Consider the following 19098-nt stretch of genomic DNA (forward strand, 5'->3'; position numbering starts at 1 on the left):
GTTCGATTTGAGTCCTCGTTTCGCCGCTTTTCGTAACTACCGGTCGTCTCGAGCAAGCGGTTAGGGGTTCAGCCAACGGGCGCCGAACGTCGAACTCGAGGCGTCGAAAATCAGCGCTGGATTAGTTCGCCGGGTACGCGTCCGCTTCCGCGAGGACGTCCGAATCCTCGAGGGCCCAGTCCTGCAGATACTCCTCTTCTGCGGCGACCAGTTCGGCGAACAGTTCGCGGGCTTCTTCGGTCTGAAGGGTTCGGATCTGCTGGTCGATGAGGAAGCCCTGGAAGGCGGCGTCGACGTCGCCGTCTCGGGAGGCTTCGATGACGGTTTCGATGGTGTCGACGTGGCCACGAATGAGGCTGCGAACCGGGCGCGGGAAGCCGCCGGCGGCCGTCGGCTTGACCTCGTTGTTGCGGACGACGGCGTTCGTCTCGACGACGGCGCCGTCCTGCAGGTCCGACACCTGGCCGACGTTGGGGAGGTTGATGTTCGTGACGTAGGTATCCCGCCCGACCAGCGCACGGAGGATGTCGACGAAGACCTCGTGGGATTCGGTCAGCTCGAATTCCTTCTCGCCGTCGAGCCAGGCCTCGACGTCGGTCGTCTGATCGGACTCGGCGGGCGTCCAGTGTTTCGAGCGGTAGTCGCTGCCGGTGCGCTTGACGCCCCAGCGGTTGAGTCCCTCCTGGCCGTTCTGAATGAACGACGTCGCGTACTCGACGAGGTGGCGGTCGCCCGCCGCCGGAAGCACGTCGAACCGGCGGAACAGCTCCCAGGTCACCTGCCAGTTGTCGACGAAGACGCTCTCGTCCTCGAGGTCCTCCCAGCTAAACTCCTGGTGGGCGTGGTCGCTTTCGACCAGATCCTCGAGAACCGGCCAGAGGTCGACGCCCTTACAGCGGGCCTCGTCGATCCAGGTGAAGTGGTTGATCCCCTTGACGTTGACCGAGATATCCTCCCGCTCGGCGTCCATATCGAGTTCTTCGCGGGCGTAGCGGGCGAGGCGGTGGCGGGTTCCGAGTACCTCGTGACAGAGGCCGAGCGCGTTGATGTCCGGATACTCGTCGTAGAGCGCTCGCGTCACGAAGTGGACCGGATTCGTGTAGTTGAAGACCCACGCGTCGGGGCAGTGCTCGCGGATCGCAGCGGCGAACTTTCGGTACAGCGGGACAGTTCGCATCGCGCGGAAGATTCCGCCGGGGCCGATCGTCGCCGCGACGGCGCCGTAGATACCGTACTCCTTGGGAATGTCCAGGTCGTGGACGAACGTCTCCGCCGGATCGTACTGGGTCGAGAGGATGACGATGTCGGCGCCGGAAAGCGCCGTCTCGAGGTCTTCGACGGCCTCGTAGGACCAGTCGGCCGAGGGCTCGACGTCGGCCTCGTCGTGGACCCAGTTGCCGAACTCGGCGTTCAGCTGGGCGCTCTCGTAGTACTCGTCGTACAGTCGGACCTGTCCGTGCAGGTCCGACTGCGCGAGGTCGCGGATGAGGTTCGGCGCCCACTGTCGACTCCCGCCGCCGATGTACGCGATCGTGATATCGTCGGGGTCGATCGCGTTCTCGGACCGTACTGCGTGTACTTGCTGTGACATCGTACCGAGTGAGTGTTATCCACTGGCATAAAGTCCTGGGTACGAGTAAGATCGACCCGTATTCGTTTCCGGCGGGAAGTGCGTCCGGCGGATCAGTTCGTCGCGACGGAGACGATCCCGTCGAAGTTGAGAATGACGCCCTGCGTCCGGTCGCCGAACAGCGCCTTTCCGGTCGGCGACCGCTTGCGACCCGCGATGAAGATGTGATCGCAGTCGTGTTTCTCCGCCGTGGCGACGATCTCCTGGGCTTCCGGCCCGTCGTCGATGACGATACAGAGCGGTTCGTAGTCGACGTCGAGGTCCTCGAGTTGCGACTTCGCAAGGTCGGCGGCGAACTGGCGCCCGCTCTCTCTGACGTCGTCGGGCGAGTACGACGTTCCCTCGACGTTCGCGATCGTCGACATGGTTTCGACGTCCTGTTCGTATTCGTCCTTGTCCATCGTCGCGAGGAGTTTGAGTTCGGCGTCGACGCCGGCGGCCAACTCACCGGCTTCCCGAATGAGGCGTTTGGCGAACTCCGACGATTCGACGACGACGAGTGCGCGATCCATATTCCTCGCATTCTCTCACGATCAAATAAACGTACTGCCCGAACGCGACTACTGCCGGAAGCGACGAATGGGTGGGTGTTCGACCGCTGTTTCTCGACCACCGAATGATCTCGAGATCATAGTTCGTTATCAGGCCATAACAGAGAACAGCTTTCTATAATCGATGGTAGTTATGAACATACACGAAATATCATTGAATCTCCGTTCACGACGGATGCTTGGCTCGAGAGACGGCAACAAGGCTCTATATCTAATCTCGCTGTCGATCTGTTCGTCGTTCCAACGGAAGTCGAGACAGAACGCGTTATCGATTATTGAACGATGTTTCGACTATGAGAATCTATTGTGTGTTTGAGGCTCGCTCGAGGCGCCGATTAAGGCTCGAGACGTAATCGACCTGCAGGTAACCTCGAATGCACGACTCGAGACCGAAAATCAAACCGCCGCGATCGGCGTCGGCTCGTCCGACTCGCCGATCACGACTTGACGGCGCCTTCTGCCAGCCCCTTGACGATGTAGCTCTGGAGTAGGAAGAAGACGATCAGCATCGGCAGCGTCGCGCCGAGCGCGCCGGCCATCAGCATGTCCCACTGGAGCGCGTACTGGCCGACCCACTGGGACATCCCCGGCGGCAGCGTCTGGGTCTGCGAGTCGTTGATCAAGATTAGCGCGAAGACGAACTCGTTCCACGCCTGAACCCACGTGAAGATCGCCGTCGTCGCGATCGCCGGCGCCGACAGCGGCAGGATCACCCGCACGACCGCGCCGAACCGCGTACTCCCGTCGATCATCGCCGCCTCCTCGAGCGACTCGGGGAGGTTCTCGTAGAACCCGCGCAGCATCCAGATCGCGAACGGCAGCGTGAACGCGACGTACGCGATGACGAGCCCGGTCAGCGTGTTGAACAGCCCGATGTCCCGGAAAACCAGGAACAGCGGGATCGCGATCAGGATCGCCGGGAACATCTGCGTGATCAGCAGGAACGTCGCCACCGCCTTCCGGCCGCGGTAGCGGAGGCGGCCGATGCTGTAGGCGCCCAGCGTACAGACCGCGATGCTCAGGATCGTCGCGCCGATACTGACGAGGAGGCTGTTGCGGAACCAGTAGCGGAAGTCCGAGCCGAACCAGACGTCGCGGTAGCCCTCGAGGTTCGCGTTCGCCGCCCAGCCGAGGGGATCCCCGACGAACGCCTCGAAGGAGGTCTGGTTGACCGACACGATGAACATCCAGAACACCGGGAACAGGACGATCGCGATCAGCGACCACAGCAGCGCGTGGAAGCCGATCCGTTTCGCCTGCGCGGTGCGCTCGGGGCTCAGGTTCAGGAAGCCGGCGTTCGATTCGCCCTCCGGAACCGAGCCGGGGTCGGGTTGCGTATCCGTTGCCATGTTATTTCCCTCCGATGTCTTCGCGGTACAGTCGCAGGTAGATGAGCCCGTAGGTCAGCATGACCAGCAGCATGACGACCGCGATGGCGCTCGCCAGCCCCATGTTCTGGAGGTGGAACGCCTGCCGGTAGATGTACACCGGCAACACCATCGAGGAGTTGCCCGGCCCGCCGCCGGTCATGACGTAGATCAGCGTGAAGTGGTTCAGCGTCCAGAGGCTCATCAGCAGCGTCATCACGACCGCAACCGGCTGCAGGAACGGCAGCGTGATGTGCCGGAACGTGTCCAGCCGCGTCGAGCCGTCGACGCGAGCCGCCTCGTACAGGTCGCCCGGAATGCCCTTCATGCCGGCCAGGAAGGTCAGCATGAAGAAGGGGAAGTTCCGCCAGACCCAGGCGAGCATGATCGAGAACAGCGCGTAGCGCGAGCTCGCGAGCCACTGGATGCCGTCGGTGAGCCCGACCGTGCGGAAGAGCCCGTTGATCGCGCCGAGCTCGTAGTCGTACATCAGCCGCCAGTTGAAGGCGATCGAGATGAACGGGATCGCCCACGGGAGCAGAAGCAGCGTCGTCGCGATCGATCGGCCGTAAAACTCCCGATTGAGCAGGGTTGCGAACCCGAGCCCGATCAGGGCCATGATCACGACCGCTGCGAACGCCCACACCAGCGTGTTCCGCATCACGACCCAGAACTCCGTCCAGCCGACGATCCGGGCGTAGTGCTCGAGGCCGACCCACTCGGGGTCGCCGATGCCGTCGTACTCGAAGAAGCTGAGGTAGATTCCCCGGAAGAGGGGATAGACGCTGACCAGCCCGAGCGCGAACAGCGACGGCAGGAGGAACAGCCAGCCCCAGACGCTCTCCTTCGAGAGCCAGTGGTAGTACTCCCGTGGGAGTTCGAACTCGCGGAGCGTGCCTAATCGCGTTGACATGTGTTAGTACCCATCAAGTTAATCTATAAACCTAGTGTAGCGTCACGGTCACGTTACTCGTAGGGGTCCCAGATCTGTGGCGTGCCGTCGCTGCCGTCGATCCAGTCCTGCAATTCGTCGGGCGCGTCGTCGAGCGAGGGTTGCTCGTCGCTCTGCTCGAGTTCGTAGTCCACGGCGTCGGACTCGCTGATCGTCGATCGGACGTCGTTCGCGAGGTCGACGAGCGCCTCCTTCGGATCGTGGTTCGCGCCGAGGATCCCGGAGATGGCGACCGAGTAGGCGTCGGTCGTCCCCTCGAGGTCGCCGAGGAACGGCGCGTTCCGCTGGGGTCCGGTAATCCCGTAGCGGGCGCTGTCCGAGGCCTGGTCCAGCCGGTTCTGGATCCACTCGTCGGGGATGTCCGTCGGGTTCTCGGTGAACGGGGGGAGCTCCTCCTGGGCCTCCCGAACGGGGAGGAAGTTCGGCGTCGCGTCCGGGTAGTACCCCTCCATGGTGTCGGGGCTGGTCATGTACTCGATAAACGACATCGAGAGGCCGTCCTCGACGTTGTGCTGGGTGAAGTCCGATTCGAACGCAGAGAGGCAACTTCCGCCCATGAAGGCGGTGTTGGTTCCCATCGGCCCCTCCGGAATCAGCTCCAGGCTCGTCGAGTCGGCGACCGCGTCGCCCTCGTCGATCATGTTGTTGGCCGCGTCGCCCGAGTTGATCATGAAGGCGGCCTCGCCCTCCCGGTAGAGTTGTTCGGCGTCGGTGCCGTCCATGCCGGCCCAGCCGCCGGGACCGATCTCCCACTCCTCCTGCATGCTGGCCATCCAGAGGTGGGCGAACAGCGACGTCGGGGAGTCCAACTCGACGGTCCACTGGTCGTCTTCGTAGCCGTAGAACTCGCCGCCGGCCTGGACGGCCGCGCCGTAGAGAACCTGTCCCGTCCCCGTGGACTGCGATCCGGCGGAGACGAACCCGGTCTTGTCGGTTTCGCTCTCGACGTCCGTGGCCGTATCGACCAGCTCCTCCCACGTCTCGGGGATGCTGTCGTGGCCGGCGTCCTCGAGGATGTCCGTGTTCGCGTAGAAGTTCCGGACCTCGACGAACCACGGGAAGCCCCAGACCTCGCCGTCGTAGTTGCCCCAGTACGACGGCGTGTCGTACCAGTCGTCGTACTCGTTGAACAGCTCCGTGTTCGGCCGCACGACGCCGCGCGAGCCGTAGTCGACGGCGTGCTCGTTGGCCATCTCGCTGACGTTCGGCGTGTTCTGGCCCTGGATCGCCGACGCCCAGGATTCGAACACCTGGTCCCACGTGATGACCTCGGTCGTCAGGTTGACCTCCTCGTCGGACCAGTTCTCGAACTCCGCGGCGGTGTCCCGAAGCGCCTGTTCCTCCGACTGAATGTACCCCCGCATCGTCCACCAGAGGAAGTCGCCTTCGCCGGTCCCTTCGGTGTCGTCGCCGCCGACACAGCCGGCCAGACCGGCGGTCGCACCGGCGGCACCCATCGCACCCGCGGTTTCCATGAAGCCGCGCCGCGAGTACTCCTCGGCGTCCGGCTCGTCGGTCGATGCTGATGGCTCCGCTGTGTCATGGGTGTTCCCACCAGACATGTCCCTCTGTGACATAGGTCTACTGAGAAGGTACATGGTATCGTATAAATATCTTTTCAAAGTGGTATCCAGAATTAAACTACTGCCTGATCTATCATTGGGTTGCCGTCGGGATCGGGCTTCGAGACGTCGGTATCGGCGGACAGAACGACTGGCCACCTAGCTAACGCGCGATACTTTCGAACGTAGACCGCCTTTCTATACCCATTATCTAGCCAACATATCGTGATCGATCACCATATTTTATTACGGTCCGTGCGGACGTGTCGAACTACGATGGCAGTACAGCGTCTCTCGTCGCGAACCGTCGGGATGGCCGGCGTGCTCTCGCTCGCGTTTTTGGTCCTCGCGTACGCCGGCGTCCAGTACATCCTCGAGCAAGGGTGGGGGTTAGTGTTCGAAGTGGCGTACCTGCTGGCCTTGCTCATCGGCTTTGCGATCGTCGCGGATCGGCTGTTCGTCCAGTAGTCGGCGGCCGGTGACGGACTCGAGGACGAACCCGAGACTCACCACGAAAGAATTTATGCAATACGAGAACGATACACAGGCCGATGGATATGGCGGAGTCTAGCGCGACGATCGGCAGCTGGGAGCGGCTGTCGCCCGAGGAAACGAGACTGGGGATTCGCCGCGCCGCCCTCGAGATGGGCGAGCTGGTGCGGAGTACGCTCGGGCCGCTGGGCGTCGACAAGATGATCGTCCGGCGCATGCAGGACGACCGGCTGCGCGGGTTCGTCACCAACGACGGCGTGGCGATCTTAGAGGAGTTCGAGGGCGAGACCGACCACCCGATCGCGAACCAGTTCATCGGCCTCGCGGAGACCCACGAGGACGAGATCGGCGACGGAACGACCACGACGACCCTGCTGGCCAGCGACCTGCTCGCGACGGGGATCGACCTGATCGAGGACGGCGTTCCCCCGGTCGCCGTCGTCGAGGGGTTCTCGATCGGCGCCCAGCGGACGCTCGAGGTCTGGGACGACGTCGGGATTCCCGTTGCGAACACCGGCCAGCCGACGACCCGCGCAGCGTTCGACGAATCGCGACTCGAGCGGATCGCCACCTGCGGGATGACGAACGGCCGCGCGGGCTCGTGGCCGCTCGAGCGGCTCGGCGACGACGTCGTGGACGCCGTCCTCCGCGCGTGGGAGCCCCGGCGGGGAACCGTCCATCTGGGCTACGTGTCGATCGAGGCGATTCCGGGCGGCGACGCCGCGGATTCCGAACTGATACGCGGGACGCTGGCGCCCTCCGAGCCGATGGTCGAGGGGACGCTTCCGGTCGACGGCGGCGTCCTCGTCGTCGACGGCTCGCTCGAGCCCCGGGAGATCCGCGCGTCCTCGGTCACGATCGACGGCGACTCCGCGGGCGAAATCGCCGGACTCGAGAACGAGGCCGCCCGCATCGCCGCGGCGATCGCTCGGGCCGACCCCGCGGCGGTGTTCGTCGCCGGCGACGTCACCCACGACGTCGGCACCGAACTAGCCCACCGCGATATCGCGTGCTTCCGCAACGTCAAGGACTCCGACGTCGAGGTCCTCTCGCGAGTTACGGGCGCGACGATCCGCGGCCCCGTCACGCCGACCGCACCCGCGTCCGTCGCGGAGTGCGGTCGCGGCGCCGTCCGGCTCCGCGAGGCGCAAGGCGACACGACCTGGCTCGAGGTCACAGCGCCCGACGGCGCCGATCCGCGGAGCGTCGGGCTCGTCGTCCGCGGCGGCACCGAGAGCGCCGCCGACGAGGCGCGACGGCGGATCAAGGTCGGCCTCAACGCGGTTCGCGCCGCGGTCAAACGGCCGGTCGCGCTTCCCGGCGGCGGCGCGGCCGAACTCGAGGCGGCCCGGGCCGTCCGGGATCTGGCGCCGAAGTTCGACGGCCGCGAGCAACTCGCGGTCGACGCGTTCGCCGACGTGCTCGAGTCGATCCCGCGCACGCTCGCGCGGAACGCGGCCCGGGATCCGATCGACGCCGTAACCGAGCTGCGTGCGCGCCACGACGCGGGGCACGCGCGGGCGGGCATCGACGCGAACGGCGACCTCGTCGACGACGTCGTCGCGGCCGGGGGCGCGCTCGACGCGCAACTGGTCCGGACGAGCAGCCTCGCCCGCAGCGTCGAGTTCGCGAACTCGCTGCTCAGGATCGACGGCGTCGTGCGAAACACCGCGCCGCCGTTCGATCCGGAGGACCTGCCGGGTGCCTCCGGGGCACCCGGTTCCCCCGGTACCCCTGACGCTTAGAAGAGAAACGCGGTGGCGACGCCGAGCAGCGTCACCGGCAGCACGCTCAGGACGCTCTGCTTCTCGCCGATCTCGTACAGTTGCTGGACGACCGGCAGCAGCAGGAAACCGGTCACGATCCAAGTGAGCGCCTTGAGGACGCGGACGGCGTGCATCTGCGGCATGTCGTAGACGAACGAGTGGGCCGAGAGGGCGAACTCGACGGCCTCCTCGCCGGTTTGGGCGCCCATCGCTGCGGTCGCGCCCTCGGGAACGGTGATCGTCACGATCACCGCGGCGCCGAGCAGGAAGACCGGCGCGAACAGGACGCTCAGGTAGCCGCCGAACTTGAACGTCTCGACCGCCAGGTCGTGTTTGTCAGAGAAGTAACCGGCGATAGCGCCGACCAGGCCGAAGTAGAGGAACCACGAGAACGCGACGACGGCCGCCCCGAACACGAGGTTGACGCCGAGCGCGATCGGCCAGCCGGGGAAGACGTAGCCCTCGACGACGATGTACGGCTCGCTCAGGTACTCGAACGCGCCGCGGGCGAGCGCGTGGAGCGCGAGTCCGACCAACGCCGGCAGCCAGCCGTACCGGCCGACCACGTCGATCATCTCTCCGATGTCGTTCGCCCGGACGAGTTTTCGCCACGGCCTGATCGCCGTCCACTCGTTCCCGCGAGCGGTAGCGTTCGCGCGACGGCTCATACCCTCACCTGTTTTCGGGCGGTAAAAAAGATGGCGCTCAGAAGCGCTACGACCGACGACTCGGTCGGATTCACGGCGTCGGCGCCGCTTCCTGTTCTCGCTCGACGAGGTGGGCGATGTTGAGCCCCGTCTCAGTGTCGAACAGGTGCGCCTGCTCGAGATCCAGATTCAGGAACACCTCGTCGGCGTCCTGCGGAATCGACTCGGGATCGATGAACGCCTTGCGCTCCGCGACTTCCTCCTCGGGCGCCGTCTCGTCGGTATCCTCGAGGGCGGCGGCGTCGCCCGAGACGAGCGTGTCGTCGCCCTCGCCCTCGAGTTCGAAGTACAGCAGGTCGCGAGCGCCGAGCGGCTCGATGATGTCGACGGACGCGGCGATGTCGCCCGCGTCGCCGGTCCGGCTCACGGTGATGTGTTCGGGGCGGACGCCGAGCTTCAGGTCCGTGCTTCCGGCGGTCTCGATTTGTTCTGCGTGTTCGGGGTCGAGCGGAATGTCGACGTCGCCGGTGAGTCGGCCGCCGTTCTCGGCGGGTTCGTACCGGACGTTGAAGATGTTCATCGACGGGCTGCCGATGAACTGCGCGACGAACAGGTTCCGCGGATCGTTGTAGACTTCCCGTGGCGTGCCGACCTGCTGGAGTTCGCCGTGGTTGAGTATTGCGATCCGGTCGGACATCGTCATCGCCTCCTCCTGGTCGTGGGTGACGTAGATCGTCGTCGTGTCGAGTTCCTGCTGGATCCGCTGGAGCTCGGTCCGCATGTGCTTGCGGAGTTTCGCGTCGAGGTTCGAGAGCGGCTCGTCGAAGAGGAAGACGGCGGGCTCGCGAACGATGGCGCGGCCGGTCGCGACGCGCTGTTGCTGGCCGCCCGAGAGCTGTTTGGGCCGGTCGTCGAGCAGTTCCGGAATGCCCATCAGCTCGGCCGCGTCCTCGACGCGCTCGTAGATCTCCTCCTCGGGGAGGCTGGTCGAACGCTTGAGGCCGAACGCCATGTTCTCGCGAACGCTCAGATGGGGGTACAGCGCGTAGCTCTGGAAGACCATCGCGATGTCGCGGTGGCGCGGGGGCAGGAGGTTGACCCGCTCGCCGCCGATCGAGATCGTTCCGTCAGTGATGTCCTCGAGGCCGGCGACCATCCGGAGCAGCGTCGACTTCCCGGAGCCGCTCGGGCCGACGAGCGTGAGGAACTCGCCGCTTTCGATCGTCAGGTTGAAGTCTTCGACGGCGAGGATATCGCCGTCGTACACCTTCGTGACGTCCTCGAACTCGATCGAACTCATACCCGTTGCCTACGAAACCTATCGTTAATATTCTTTGGGAGGTGTTCGCGTGTGACTCGATATCGGGCCGGGTTCGCGCTCGAGGAGCCGCTCGATCTGTCGGCCGGAGATCGCCCCGATATATACACTTATGTGACAGGCCGACGCACGGTTGAAACGGATATGAAAGTCGGCGTACTCACGGCCCCGCTCGACGATCAGCCCCTCGATGAGGCGCTCGAGTACCTCGCGGGAATCGGCGTCGAAGCCGTCGAACTGGGATGTGGCGGCTTCACCGGCGACGGCCACCTCAGCACGGACACCCACCTCGACGACGAGGACGCCCGGGTCGAAGTGCTCGAGGCGGTCGAGAAATACGACATGGAGATCAGCGCGCTCGCGACGCACAACAACCCGCTCCACCCGGACGACGAGCGCGCCGCCGAGGACGACCAGCAGCTCCGCGACGCGATCGAGCTCGCCGGCCAACTCGGCGTCGACGCGATCACTTGCTTCTCCGGGCTGCCCGGCGGCAGCCCGAACGACGAGACGCCCAACTGGATCACGGCCCCCTGGCCGAGCGAGCACCTCGAGGCGCTCGAGTACCAGTGGGACGTCGCGATCGACTACTGGAGCGAGATCAACGACCTCGCGGACGAGCACGACGTCGATATCGGGATCGAGATGCACCCGAACATGCTCGTCTACGAACCCCAGGGCATGTTGAAACTCCGCGAGGAAACCGGCGAGCGCATCGGCGCGAACTTCGATCCCTCGCACCTCTACTGGCAGGGGATCGACGTCACCGAGGCGATCCGCCTGCTCGGCGAGGAGGACGCCATCCACCACTTCCACGCGAAGGACACGAAGGTCTACGACGCCAACGCCCGCGAAAAAGGCGTGCTCGACACGGCGCCGTACACCGACGAGCCCGACCGCTCGTGGCTGTTCCGCTCGATCGGCTACGGCCACGACGAATCCCACTGGAAGGACGTCGTCTCGACGCTCCGGATGGTCGACTACGACGGCGCGCTCTCGATCGAACATGAGGACTCGCTGACCAGCGGCCGCGAAGGGCTCGAGAAGGCCGTCGACGTCCTCTCGCGGGCGGTCTTCGAGACGTCGCCGGGCGAGGCCTACTGGGCGGAGTAACGGCGCTCCCCTATCATCGGCGGACGGACCCGTCGATCCGACCGATCCGGCCCGACGGGTGGAGATACCCGGCTGCGACACTGACGCGGACCCGACCTATATCCGTGCGCCCGACATATCGGCGATCGATACCGTATGACGTACGACGTAATCCAGGTCGGGACCGGCGGCCAGGGCGAACGATGGTGCAAACAATACCTCCCGCCGAACGTCGAGGACGGGCTGATCGACGTCGTGGCCGCAGTCGACACGAACGAAGCGGCCCTCGAGAACGCGAAAGACGGCCTCGGGCTGAGCGGCGAGCAGTGTTACACCGACGCCGCGACGGCGTTTGCGGTACACGACGCCGACTGTTGTACCGTCGTCGTCCCGCCGCAGTACCACGAAGACGTCGTCGACGAGGCGCTGGCCCACGACCTGCACATTCTCTCGGAGAAGCCGATCGCCGACACGCTGGACGCGTCGGTTCGCATCGCGGAGAAGGTCGACCGCGCCGACAAGAAGATGGGCGTCACGATGAGCCACCGGTTCGACCGGGACAAGACGACGCTCCGACGGGAACTGCGATCGGGCGAGTACGGCTCGCTGGACTACCTGATGCTTCGATTTACCTGTAACTGCCGCTCGTACGGCAGTTGGGGCGCGTTTCGCCACGACATCGAGGATCCCCTGCTGATCGAGGGCGGCGTCCACCACCTCGATATCCTCGCGGACCTCGCCGACGCCCGCTGCGAGACGCTGTACGCACAGACGTGGCTGCCGGAGTGGGGCGAGTACGGCGGCGACGCGCAGGCGCTGATCAACCTGACCTTCGAAGACGGCACTCGCGCCGTCTACGAGGGCGCGAAAACCAACGCCGCCGCGCTCAACGGCTGGGGCAACGAGTACGTCCGCGCCGAGTGTCGCGACGCGACGCTCGAACTCGACGGCCGGCAGCTCGAGCGGTATCCCTACGATCCGGACGCCGAACCCCAGCTCGGCGAGGGTGTCGACGAAACCGATGCCGAGCGGGTTCCGCTGCTCGAGGGAGAGAAGTGGGCGAACACCCTGCTCGTCGAGCGGTTCGTCGAGTGGCTCGACGGCGGCGAACCGATGGCGACGAACGTGCGGGAGAACCTCCAGTCGATGGCGCTCGTCGAAGCGGCGATCCGGAGCAGCGAGACCGGCGAACCCGTCGCCGTCCAGGAACTGCTGACGGACGCCGTCGAATCCGTTTCGGTGTGATTGGATCGAGGATTCCCCGGTTCGTCGACTGCGCCCGTCTCGAGTACGCGTCTCGGCTGCGACGACACTGTTACTGACGGCAATCAGTATTTGTGATCGCGCCGTAACCGGTCGCGGACGCGCGAGTGCCGCCGAAATCACTGCATACCGATTCGATCCCTACTGGAGGCCGGTTCTGTTCCTAAAAACATTATTATCAATGAGAGAACGACGTGTGGTAAACATGAACTAGCATCGAAACGGTCGGTCGACGGTCGTTCGCCCCCTCCTCGCTTCCCGACCTGAAACTGTCGAAGAACGGCATCAGAGCGACGAAGAACCGACTACTCGTCCGTAGTGACGATCGTCGAAACGCCCGACGACGGACGGCCGCGGCAAATAAATTACAGCCGTATGGCTGTAATCGTACGTCGCGGGACGAGTCCCGTGCACTGGCATCTACCAGCCGGTAATACGGCCGACGAGCGGTATCGGCGATCGACGGTGGAGGTCAAATCTAAGATTACGCACAGTAAACGCCGTTTAGTATGAGTACATCGCATTCTGTATGTTGAAGCTGCGCTCGTGCTACAGTCCATGGGCGGCGAGCGAGCGATCCGATCCGTTCGCCGTTCGTTTTTCGCTTCCGCCCCGACCGACGACCGGCGATCACCTCGACGGGCCCGATTTCTCCGCTATACAATCGCGTTCTGTGTAGGCGGAGGATCTTAGAAGCTGTCGTAAACAGTCTTTTCGATGGTGTAGAAGTCGATGCCCGCGTCGCCCTGCTCGCGCCAGGTCTCGCTCGAGGAGTTCTTGACGCCGCCGAAGGGAACGTGCAGTTCGAGGCCAGAGGTTTTCTCGTTGACCTTCGCGACGCCGGCTTCGATCTCGCGGACGAAGCGTTCGGCCTCGGAGTGGTCGTCGGTGACGATGCTGGCCGAGAGGCCGTACTGGACGTCGTTGGCGACCGCGAGCGCCTCGTCGAACTCCTCGACTTCGAGCACGGTCAGGACCGGACCGAAGACCTCCTCCTGAGCGATGCGGTAGTCGTTCTCGACGCCGGTGAAGACCGTGGGCTCGACGAAGTGACCGTCGCCGAAGCGGTCGCCCTCGGGCTGGCCGCCCCCCGTCTCGAGGGTAGCGCCTTCGTTCTCGGCGATCTCGATATAGTCGAGCGTGCCCTCGAGTTCGTCTTCGCTTACCTGCGGACCCATGTCGTACTCGTCGCCGGGGCCGATCTCGATGGCCTCGGCTTCGGCGACGACGGCGTCGACGAACTCGTCGTAGACGTCCGTGTGGACGACCGCCCGCGAGCAGGCGGTACACGACTGCCCGGTCGTTCCGAACGCGCCGCCGGCGACGATTTCGGCGGCCGTTTCGACGTCGGCACTGTCGGAGACGACGGTCGGGTTCTTACCGCCGAGTTCGGTCTGAACGCGCTTGGCGTCGTCGGTCGCCTGGTCGTAGACCAGCTGCCCGACCTGGCCGGAGCCGGTGAAGGAGACGGCGTCGACGTCATCGTGGGCGACGACCGCGTTCCCGGCGGTAGCGCCGAATCCGGTGACGACGTTCGCGACGCCGTCGGGGATACCGGCCTCGTCGAGGGCCTCGAAGAGCTCCAGCGCGACGGCCGGGGCGACCTCCGCGGGTTTGAGCACGAGGGTGTTACCGGTCGCGAGCGCGGGTGCGATCTTCCAGGCCGGGATGGCGATCGGGTAGTTCCACGGAGTGATGAGGCCGGCGACGCCGACCGGTCCGCGGACCGTGTAGAGGGTCGTTTGCGGGCCGCTGGCGCTTTTGACCGTCCCCCCGAGGTCGCGGGTCTTCTCGGCGTAGTAGTAGAAGATGTCGATCGCGCGCTGCACTTCGCCGCTGGCCTCGGCGTGGGCCTTGCCCTCTTCGCGCGTGAGGAGAGTCGTCAGCTCTTGTTTGCGGCCCTCGAGGATCGACGCCGTCTCGCGCAGGATCGCACCGCGATCGGGTGCGGGCGTATTTGCCCACTCGTCCTGTGCGGCGGCGGCCGCCTCGACGGCCGCGTCGGCGTCTGCGGCGCTCGATCGCTCGTACTCGGCGACGACGTCGGTCGGTGCGGCGGGGTTCGTCGTTTCGAACGTCTCGCCGGTTTCCGACTCCGTCCACTGCCCGTCGACGTAGTTGTGGTACCGCTCAGCCATGGATAGACTACGGCGGGGACGGTATACGATTCTTGTGATTCGGCGACTGTCCCAACCGACATTGACGGATCTTCGGCTCGAGGCTCTCGCCGGATCCGCTCGTTTCTCGTATCGGTTTCCGACGAGACACTGCTCTGGAAGCGCGACTACCATCCCCGATCTCCCGACGGCGTGCTCCCAGATTGGGACGAGATTCCCGAGCGAGATCATTCAGTTCCGTCGGGGTAGACATAACAAAACCCGAATGCTTTATCATTGATGACTAGGGAATGGTATGTAGATGTCAACAAGTGACAGGAGTGAGCGGACCCCGTCGCAGCGACAGTTAAAGGACACCGGCAATCGCCGGCGGAACCCGCCGCGAAGCCAACTTTCGAAAGCCAACAAGTACCAGCGGTACGTCTCGCGCCGGCAAATGTTGGCCGTTTCGGGGGCTGCTGGAGTGGCTGCCCTGGCCGGCTGTATGAACGACAACGAGGACGAGGAACTCCTCGACGAAACCGACCTAGACCCAGTCCTCGACGACGTCGATTATAACGAGAACTACGAAGAAGAGTTCGAGGTCGTGTACCCGGCGCCGGAACTCAATCCGGTCGACGACGACTACATCTTTAATCCGTATCATCCGCGGTGGAACCCCGGGGACCTGGGACAGGAGTTCGGGTTCGAGTATCTGACGATATACCACACCGAACGCAGCGAGTACCTGCCACGAATCGCCGACGACTGGTCGATCGATGACGACACCCTTCGAACCGAAGTCTCGCTCTCGGAGGAGTACGCCTGGTCGACGGGTGAAGACATCACCGCCCACGACTTCGTCACCGCGTACAAGCTAGACGGATACATGGGGCTCGGGATGCAGGACTTCGTCGACATCGAGGAGGGAATCTACGCCGAGGACGATTACACGCTCGTCATCGAACCACGAGAGGAGTACAGCGACATGGAGGAGGAGCTGTGGATGACAGAATGGGCCGAGACGAATCTGACGGTGTCCGAGGCCCAGTACGGTCACTTCGTCGAGGACTTTGAAGACGCGACGACTGAAGATGAGACCCAGCGCGTCCAAGAGAGCCTAATCAACTACGAAGTGAGTTGGGACGAGGTCATGTACTCGGGCCCCTGGGTCTTCGTCGAGGCAAACGAACAGTTCGCCGACCAGATCCCGAACCCCGAACATCCGATCGCACAGGATTGGGAATTCTTCCAGCGGACCGGCATGTACGTGGACGAAGAGGGGATCCAGTCCGGCGAGGTCGACTGGGGAGACGATACCCCGGAGATTCAGGACGTTCCCGATAAATACGGAAAGGGACCGCTACCGTACGACGGACAGTCGTTCGCGATCATCTTCGGAAACAGCGACGAGTACATCCGCGACCACCCCGAAGTGCGCAAGGCCATCACCTACGCCGTCGACGTTCCCTACCTCACCGAAAGCACCGCCACGGACGGGACGGAGTACGACGAGTACTCCGCGGGGATCGACTCGCTGTACGTCGAGGACTACGTCGACGCCGACGTGCTCGATGCGATGCCGAACTACGCACCGCAGGACACCGACAGGGCTGCGGAACTGCTCGAGAGCGTGGGCTTCGAACGTTCCAACGGGACGTGGCAGACACCGGAGGGCGACACCTGGACGCTCAACTTCTCGGTGGGCAATTGGTTCGAGTCCCACTCGAAGGTGATTTCGAACAATCTGCAGGAGTTCGGGATCGACGTGGACCACTACGTCGAGGAGATGCCGACCTGGCAGGCGACCACGCGGGCCAACCTCGACTTCGACGTGACGGTCCACTTGAACTACGGCCAAGCCCGCAATTACCATCCATACTCCGACTTCGACGGGATATTCAACGATACGAATCTGGGACTCTTTACCGAGCGGACCGGAATCGTCGAGGAAGACGTTGAGGTGCCCGAAGTCGGCAACCCGGACGGAGACACGGTAACGTTCAACATTCCCGAGGAGCTCGAAGCGATGTCGACGGCCGACTCCGAGGAGGAACTCGTCTCTCACGCGACGAACCTCGCCTGGGTCCACAACCAGCTGCTGCCGGCCGCCGTCTGCTTCCCCTGGGGCGGCGGTCACTACTGGGTCAACACCGTGGACTGGAACTTCGACCTCGAGAGCGACGACTGGCTGACCTCGAACCGCCTCACCCACTACCTGTTGGAAAACGGGCTCGAACGGGTCTGATCTCGGCATCGGCCTGTGACGCGGTTCCATTATTGCAGTTTCAGCAGGTGAATCGCCTCGGCCGGCGCTCGCTGCGTGAGGACGTCCCAGTCCCGGCAGCTAAAACTAAGGTGGTCGGACTAAAAAAGGAGAGCAGCACATGCGTTACTATCAGCTCCGGGAGGGCACACCTCGTCTCGCAGCGAAAACGGGGGATACCCTGTACGACCTGACGGACGCGAAGCCACAGTTACGGACGTTCGAGGATCTGCTTACCACCGCGACGATCACCGACGAGTCGCTCGATACCATCACCGATCGACTGCTCGAGGACGCGACCGAACTGTCGTCGGACGTCCGTTCGGACGGCGCGGTGGCAGCACCAGTCTCGTCGGGCGAGGTGTGGGCCGCGGGCGTGACCTACCGCATCAGCGAGGAGGCGCGGAAGGCCGAAAGCTCGATGGAGGACATGTACATCGATGTCTACGACAGCGAACGGCCGGAAGTGTTCTTCAAGGCGACGCCGAGCCGAACGGTCGGTCCCGACGAGCGGGTCGGCATCCGCGCGGATTCGGAGTGGGACGTACCCGAACCGGAGCTGGGCGTCGTGCTCTCGGACGGGGAGATCGTCGGCTACACGATCGGCAACGACATGAGTAGCCGGTCGATCGAGGGTCGAAACCCGCTCTACCTCCCGCAGGCGAAGGTCTACGACCGCTGCTGTTCGCTCGGCCCCTGCGTTCGCTCCGCCGAGTCGCTCGACGACCCCCACGATCTCGAGATGTGGATGACGATCAGCCGAGACGGCGAGGTGCTCTACGACGACTCGACGAACACGGGGAAGATGGTGCGCTCGGTCGAGGAACTCGTCGACTGTTACACCAGCCACAACGCCGTTCCCGAGGTTTCGGTGCTGCTGACCGGCACCTCGCTCGTTCCCGACGACGATTTCACGCTTCGGGAGGGCGATCTGATCGAAATCGGCGTCGAGGATATCGGCACGCTCTCGAACACCGTCGTCGAAGTATAACTACCGCGGCTGATTACGGCACCGTCCCTCGACGGTCCAGGCAGGTTGATTTTGCGGATCGAGTATCGATACTGCCACCAGCGACCGACGACGACAACCGCAACGCTCCGCTGGTTTCCCGTTCGCTAACGCTTCAACGCGTTCCACGAAGGACGAGACTGAGCGAGCTATGAGAAACGGGTTTTCGCTACGCAGAACAATCTATATGTATGTCGAAATCAATCATGAGTGTATGCCCGAACCGAAACACCCCGTTCGAACCGTCGACAGGACGTTCGAGATCCTCGAGATTATCCAGGAACTCGACGGTGCGGGAATCTCCGAAATCGCCGAGCGGGTCGATATCGGCAAGAGCGCGGTGCACAACCACCTGACGACGCTCGCGAACCGCGAGTACGTCGACAAGGACGGCGACGAGTACCACATCGGCCTGTCGTTCCTCGGTCTCGGCGCGTACGCGCGCAACCGCACGCCGATCTACGATACGGCCCAGAAGGAAGTCGATAAGCTGGCCGACCAGACGGGCGAACTCGTGAACCTGCTCGTCGAGAAAAACGGGATGGGGATCTACCTCTACCAGGCGAAAGGGGAGAACGCGGTCGAACTCGACACCCACGAGGGCAAGCGCGTCCCGCTGCACTGTACCGGGCTCGGCAAGGCGATCCTCGCGTTCCGTCCGCAGGAGGAAGTCGACGAGATTCTCGACGCGAACGGGCTCCCGAAGGTCACCGAACACACGATTACCGACCGCGAGACGTTCTCCGAGGAACTCGAGAACGTCCGCGAGCAGCGCTACGCCGTCGACCGGGAGGAACGCCTGAATGGACTGCGCTGCATCGCGGCGCCGATCACCGACGACAAGGATCGAAGCATCGCCGCCGTGAGCGTCTCCTGTCCCGTCCACCGCGTCGGCGACGAGCGGTTCTACCAGGACCTGCCGGAGGCGGTGCTGGGAACGGCGAACGTGATCGAACTCGAGCACAACTACTCCTGACGGTTCCGGCAGCGTTCTCGGCGGACGCGTTGCGGTGAACTCGGAGTACGGTCACCGACGGACGCGGTCGCAGTTTTTGCAAACGGCGTCGGTAACGCCGACCCGCTGATA

15 protein-coding genes are annotated in these 19098 nt (G+C 64.0%); 7 read left to right on the forward strand and 8 right to left on the reverse strand.

The features are described 5' to 3' along the window. Positions 1–121: 121 nt before the first annotated feature. The 5 genes from HALXA_RS15195 to HALXA_RS15215 form a co-directional block, all read right to left on the reverse strand. The gene (locus HALXA_RS15195) at positions 122–1591 is read right to left on the reverse strand and encodes a family 4 glycosyl hydrolase (protein ID WP_013881274.1); all 1470 of its coding nucleotides are present in this window, start codon (positions 1589–1591) and stop codon (positions 122–124) included. A 92-nt stretch (positions 1592–1683) separates the two neighbouring features. Continuing rightward, positions 1684–2142, reverse strand: a complete 459-nt coding sequence (locus HALXA_RS15200; protein ID WP_013881275.1) for a universal stress protein — start codon at positions 2140–2142, stop codon at positions 1684–1686. 476 nt (positions 2143–2618) lie between these two features. Beyond that, positions 2619–3530 (reverse strand): carbohydrate ABC transporter permease, encoded by a 912-nt coding sequence (locus tag HALXA_RS15205; protein WP_013881276.1) that lies wholly within the window; start codon positions 3528–3530, stop codon positions 2619–2621. Between the two features lies 1 nt (position 3531). Continuing rightward, entirely contained in the window at positions 3532–4461 is a 930-nt protein-coding gene (locus HALXA_RS15210) for a carbohydrate ABC transporter permease (RefSeq protein ID WP_013881277.1), read from the reverse strand. Positions 4462–4514: 53 nt separating this feature from the next. Continuing rightward, entirely contained in the window at positions 4515–6077 is a 1563-nt protein-coding gene (locus HALXA_RS15215; RefSeq protein WP_013881278.1) for a sugar ABC transporter substrate-binding protein, read from the reverse strand. 261 nt (positions 6078–6338) lie between these two features. Here HALXA_RS15215 and HALXA_RS21735 point away from each other — a divergent pair, with 261 nt between their 5' ends. Beyond that, entirely contained in the window at positions 6339–6530 is a 192-nt protein-coding gene (locus tag HALXA_RS21735) for a hypothetical protein (RefSeq protein WP_148263649.1), read from the forward strand. An 89-nt stretch (positions 6531–6619) separates the two neighbouring features. After that, positions 6620–8299, forward strand: a complete 1680-nt coding sequence (locus HALXA_RS15220; protein ID WP_148263650.1) for a TCP-1/cpn60 chaperonin family protein — start codon at positions 6620–6622, stop codon at positions 8297–8299. On the opposite strand, the gene HALXA_RS15225 is transcribed toward HALXA_RS15220, so the two are convergent. Beyond that, positions 8296–8988: a hypothetical protein gene (locus HALXA_RS15225; protein ID WP_013881281.1), complete on the reverse strand. Its 693-nt coding sequence runs from the start codon at positions 8986–8988 to the stop codon at positions 8296–8298. The two genes, HALXA_RS15220 and HALXA_RS15225, sit on opposite strands and share 4 nt — an antisense overlap. A 70-nt stretch (positions 8989–9058) precedes the next feature. After that, on the reverse strand, positions 9059–10267 hold the full coding sequence (locus tag HALXA_RS15230) for an ABC transporter ATP-binding protein (protein ID WP_013881282.1): 1209 nt from the start codon (positions 10265–10267) through the stop codon (positions 9059–9061). A gap of 162 nt (positions 10268–10429) precedes the next feature. On the opposite strand from HALXA_RS15230, the gene HALXA_RS15235 reads away from it, so the two are divergent. Both HALXA_RS15235 and HALXA_RS15240 read left to right on the forward strand, forming a co-directional pair. After that, on the forward strand, positions 10430–11398 hold the full coding sequence (locus HALXA_RS15235; RefSeq protein WP_013881283.1) for a sugar phosphate isomerase/epimerase family protein: 969 nt from the start codon (positions 10430–10432) through the stop codon (positions 11396–11398). A 135-nt stretch (positions 11399–11533) separates the two neighbouring features. Further along, on the forward strand, positions 11534–12622 hold the full coding sequence (locus HALXA_RS15240; RefSeq protein WP_013881284.1) for a Gfo/Idh/MocA family protein: 1089 nt from the start codon (positions 11534–11536) through the stop codon (positions 12620–12622). 707 nt (positions 12623–13329) lie between these two features. Here HALXA_RS15240 and xacF read toward each other — a convergent pair. Then, positions 13330–14778 carry a 2,5-dioxovalerate dehydrogenase gene (gene xacF / locus HALXA_RS15245; RefSeq protein ID WP_013881285.1) on the reverse strand — a complete coding sequence of 483 codons (1449 nt, stop codon included), beginning with the start codon at positions 14776–14778 and terminating at the stop codon, positions 13330–13332. Between the two features lie 463 nt (positions 14779–15241). On the opposite strand from xacF, the gene HALXA_RS15250 reads away from it, so the two are divergent. The 3 genes from HALXA_RS15250 (at position 15242) to HALXA_RS15260 (ending at position 18987) form a co-directional block, all read left to right on the forward strand. Beyond that, complete coding sequence (locus HALXA_RS15250) at positions 15242–16984, forward strand: ABC transporter substrate-binding protein (RefSeq protein ID WP_049895331.1); 1743 nt, start codon at positions 15242–15244, stop codon at positions 16982–16984. Between the two features lie 139 nt (positions 16985–17123). Further along, positions 17124–17993 carry a fumarylacetoacetate hydrolase family protein gene (locus tag HALXA_RS15255; RefSeq protein ID WP_013881287.1) on the forward strand — a complete coding sequence of 290 codons (870 nt, stop codon included), beginning with the start codon at positions 17124–17126 and terminating at the stop codon, positions 17991–17993. Between the two features lie 232 nt (positions 17994–18225). Continuing rightward, the gene (locus HALXA_RS15260; RefSeq protein ID WP_013881288.1) at positions 18226–18987 is read left to right on the forward strand and encodes an IclR family transcriptional regulator; all 762 of its coding nucleotides are present in this window, start codon (positions 18226–18228) and stop codon (positions 18985–18987) included. Positions 18988–19098: the final 111 nt, after the last annotated feature.

This window comes from Halopiger xanaduensis SH-6, assembly GCF_000217715.1.
Taxonomy (GTDB): domain Archaea; phylum Halobacteriota; class Halobacteria; order Halobacteriales; family Natrialbaceae; genus Halopiger; species Halopiger xanaduensis.

What these genes read in the sequence shown, in the direction of transcription:
- HALXA_RS15230 (WP_013881282.1), bottom strand. Translation starts at nt 10,267, where the DNA reads ATGAGTTCGATCGAGTTCGAGGACGTCACGAAGGTGTACGACGGCGAT.
- HALXA_RS15205 (WP_013881276.1), bottom strand. Translation starts at nt 3,530, where the DNA reads ATGGCAACGGATACGCAACCCGACCCCGGCTCGGTTCCGGAGGGCGAA.
- HALXA_RS15255 (WP_013881287.1), top strand. Translation starts at nt 17,124, where the DNA reads ATGCGTTACTATCAGCTCCGGGAGGGCACACCTCGTCTCGCAGCGAAA.
- HALXA_RS15220 (WP_148263650.1), top strand. Translation starts at nt 6,620, where the DNA reads ATGGCGGAGTCTAGCGCGACGATCGGCAGCTGGGAGCGGCTGTCGCCC.
- HALXA_RS15195 (WP_013881274.1), bottom strand. Translation starts at nt 1,591, where the DNA reads ATGTCACAGCAAGTACACGCAGTACGGTCCGAGAACGCGATCGACCCC.
- HALXA_RS15200 (WP_013881275.1), bottom strand. Translation starts at nt 2,142, where the DNA reads ATGGATCGCGCACTCGTCGTCGTCGAATCGTCGGAGTTCGCCAAACGC.
- xacF (WP_013881285.1), bottom strand. Translation starts at nt 14,778, where the DNA reads ATGGCTGAGCGGTACCACAACTACGTCGACGGGCAGTGGACGGAGTCG.
- HALXA_RS15210 (WP_013881277.1), bottom strand. Translation starts at nt 4,461, where the DNA reads ATGTCAACGCGATTAGGCACGCTCCGCGAGTTCGAACTCCCACGGGAG.
- HALXA_RS15250 (WP_049895331.1), top strand. Translation starts at nt 15,242, where the DNA reads ATGAACGACAACGAGGACGAGGAACTCCTCGACGAAACCGACCTAGAC.
- HALXA_RS15260 (WP_013881288.1), top strand. Translation starts at nt 18,226, where the DNA reads ATGCCCGAACCGAAACACCCCGTTCGAACCGTCGACAGGACGTTCGAG.
- HALXA_RS21735 (WP_148263649.1), top strand. Translation starts at nt 6,339, where the DNA reads ATGGCAGTACAGCGTCTCTCGTCGCGAACCGTCGGGATGGCCGGCGTG.
- HALXA_RS15240 (WP_013881284.1), top strand. Translation starts at nt 11,534, where the DNA reads ATGACGTACGACGTAATCCAGGTCGGGACCGGCGGCCAGGGCGAACGA.
- HALXA_RS15235 (WP_013881283.1), top strand. Translation starts at nt 10,430, where the DNA reads ATGAAAGTCGGCGTACTCACGGCCCCGCTCGACGATCAGCCCCTCGAT.
- HALXA_RS15215 (WP_013881278.1), bottom strand. Translation starts at nt 6,077, where the DNA reads ATGTCACAGAGGGACATGTCTGGTGGGAACACCCATGACACAGCGGAG.
- HALXA_RS15225 (WP_013881281.1), bottom strand. Translation starts at nt 8,988, where the DNA reads ATGAGCCGTCGCGCGAACGCTACCGCTCGCGGGAACGAGTGGACGGCG.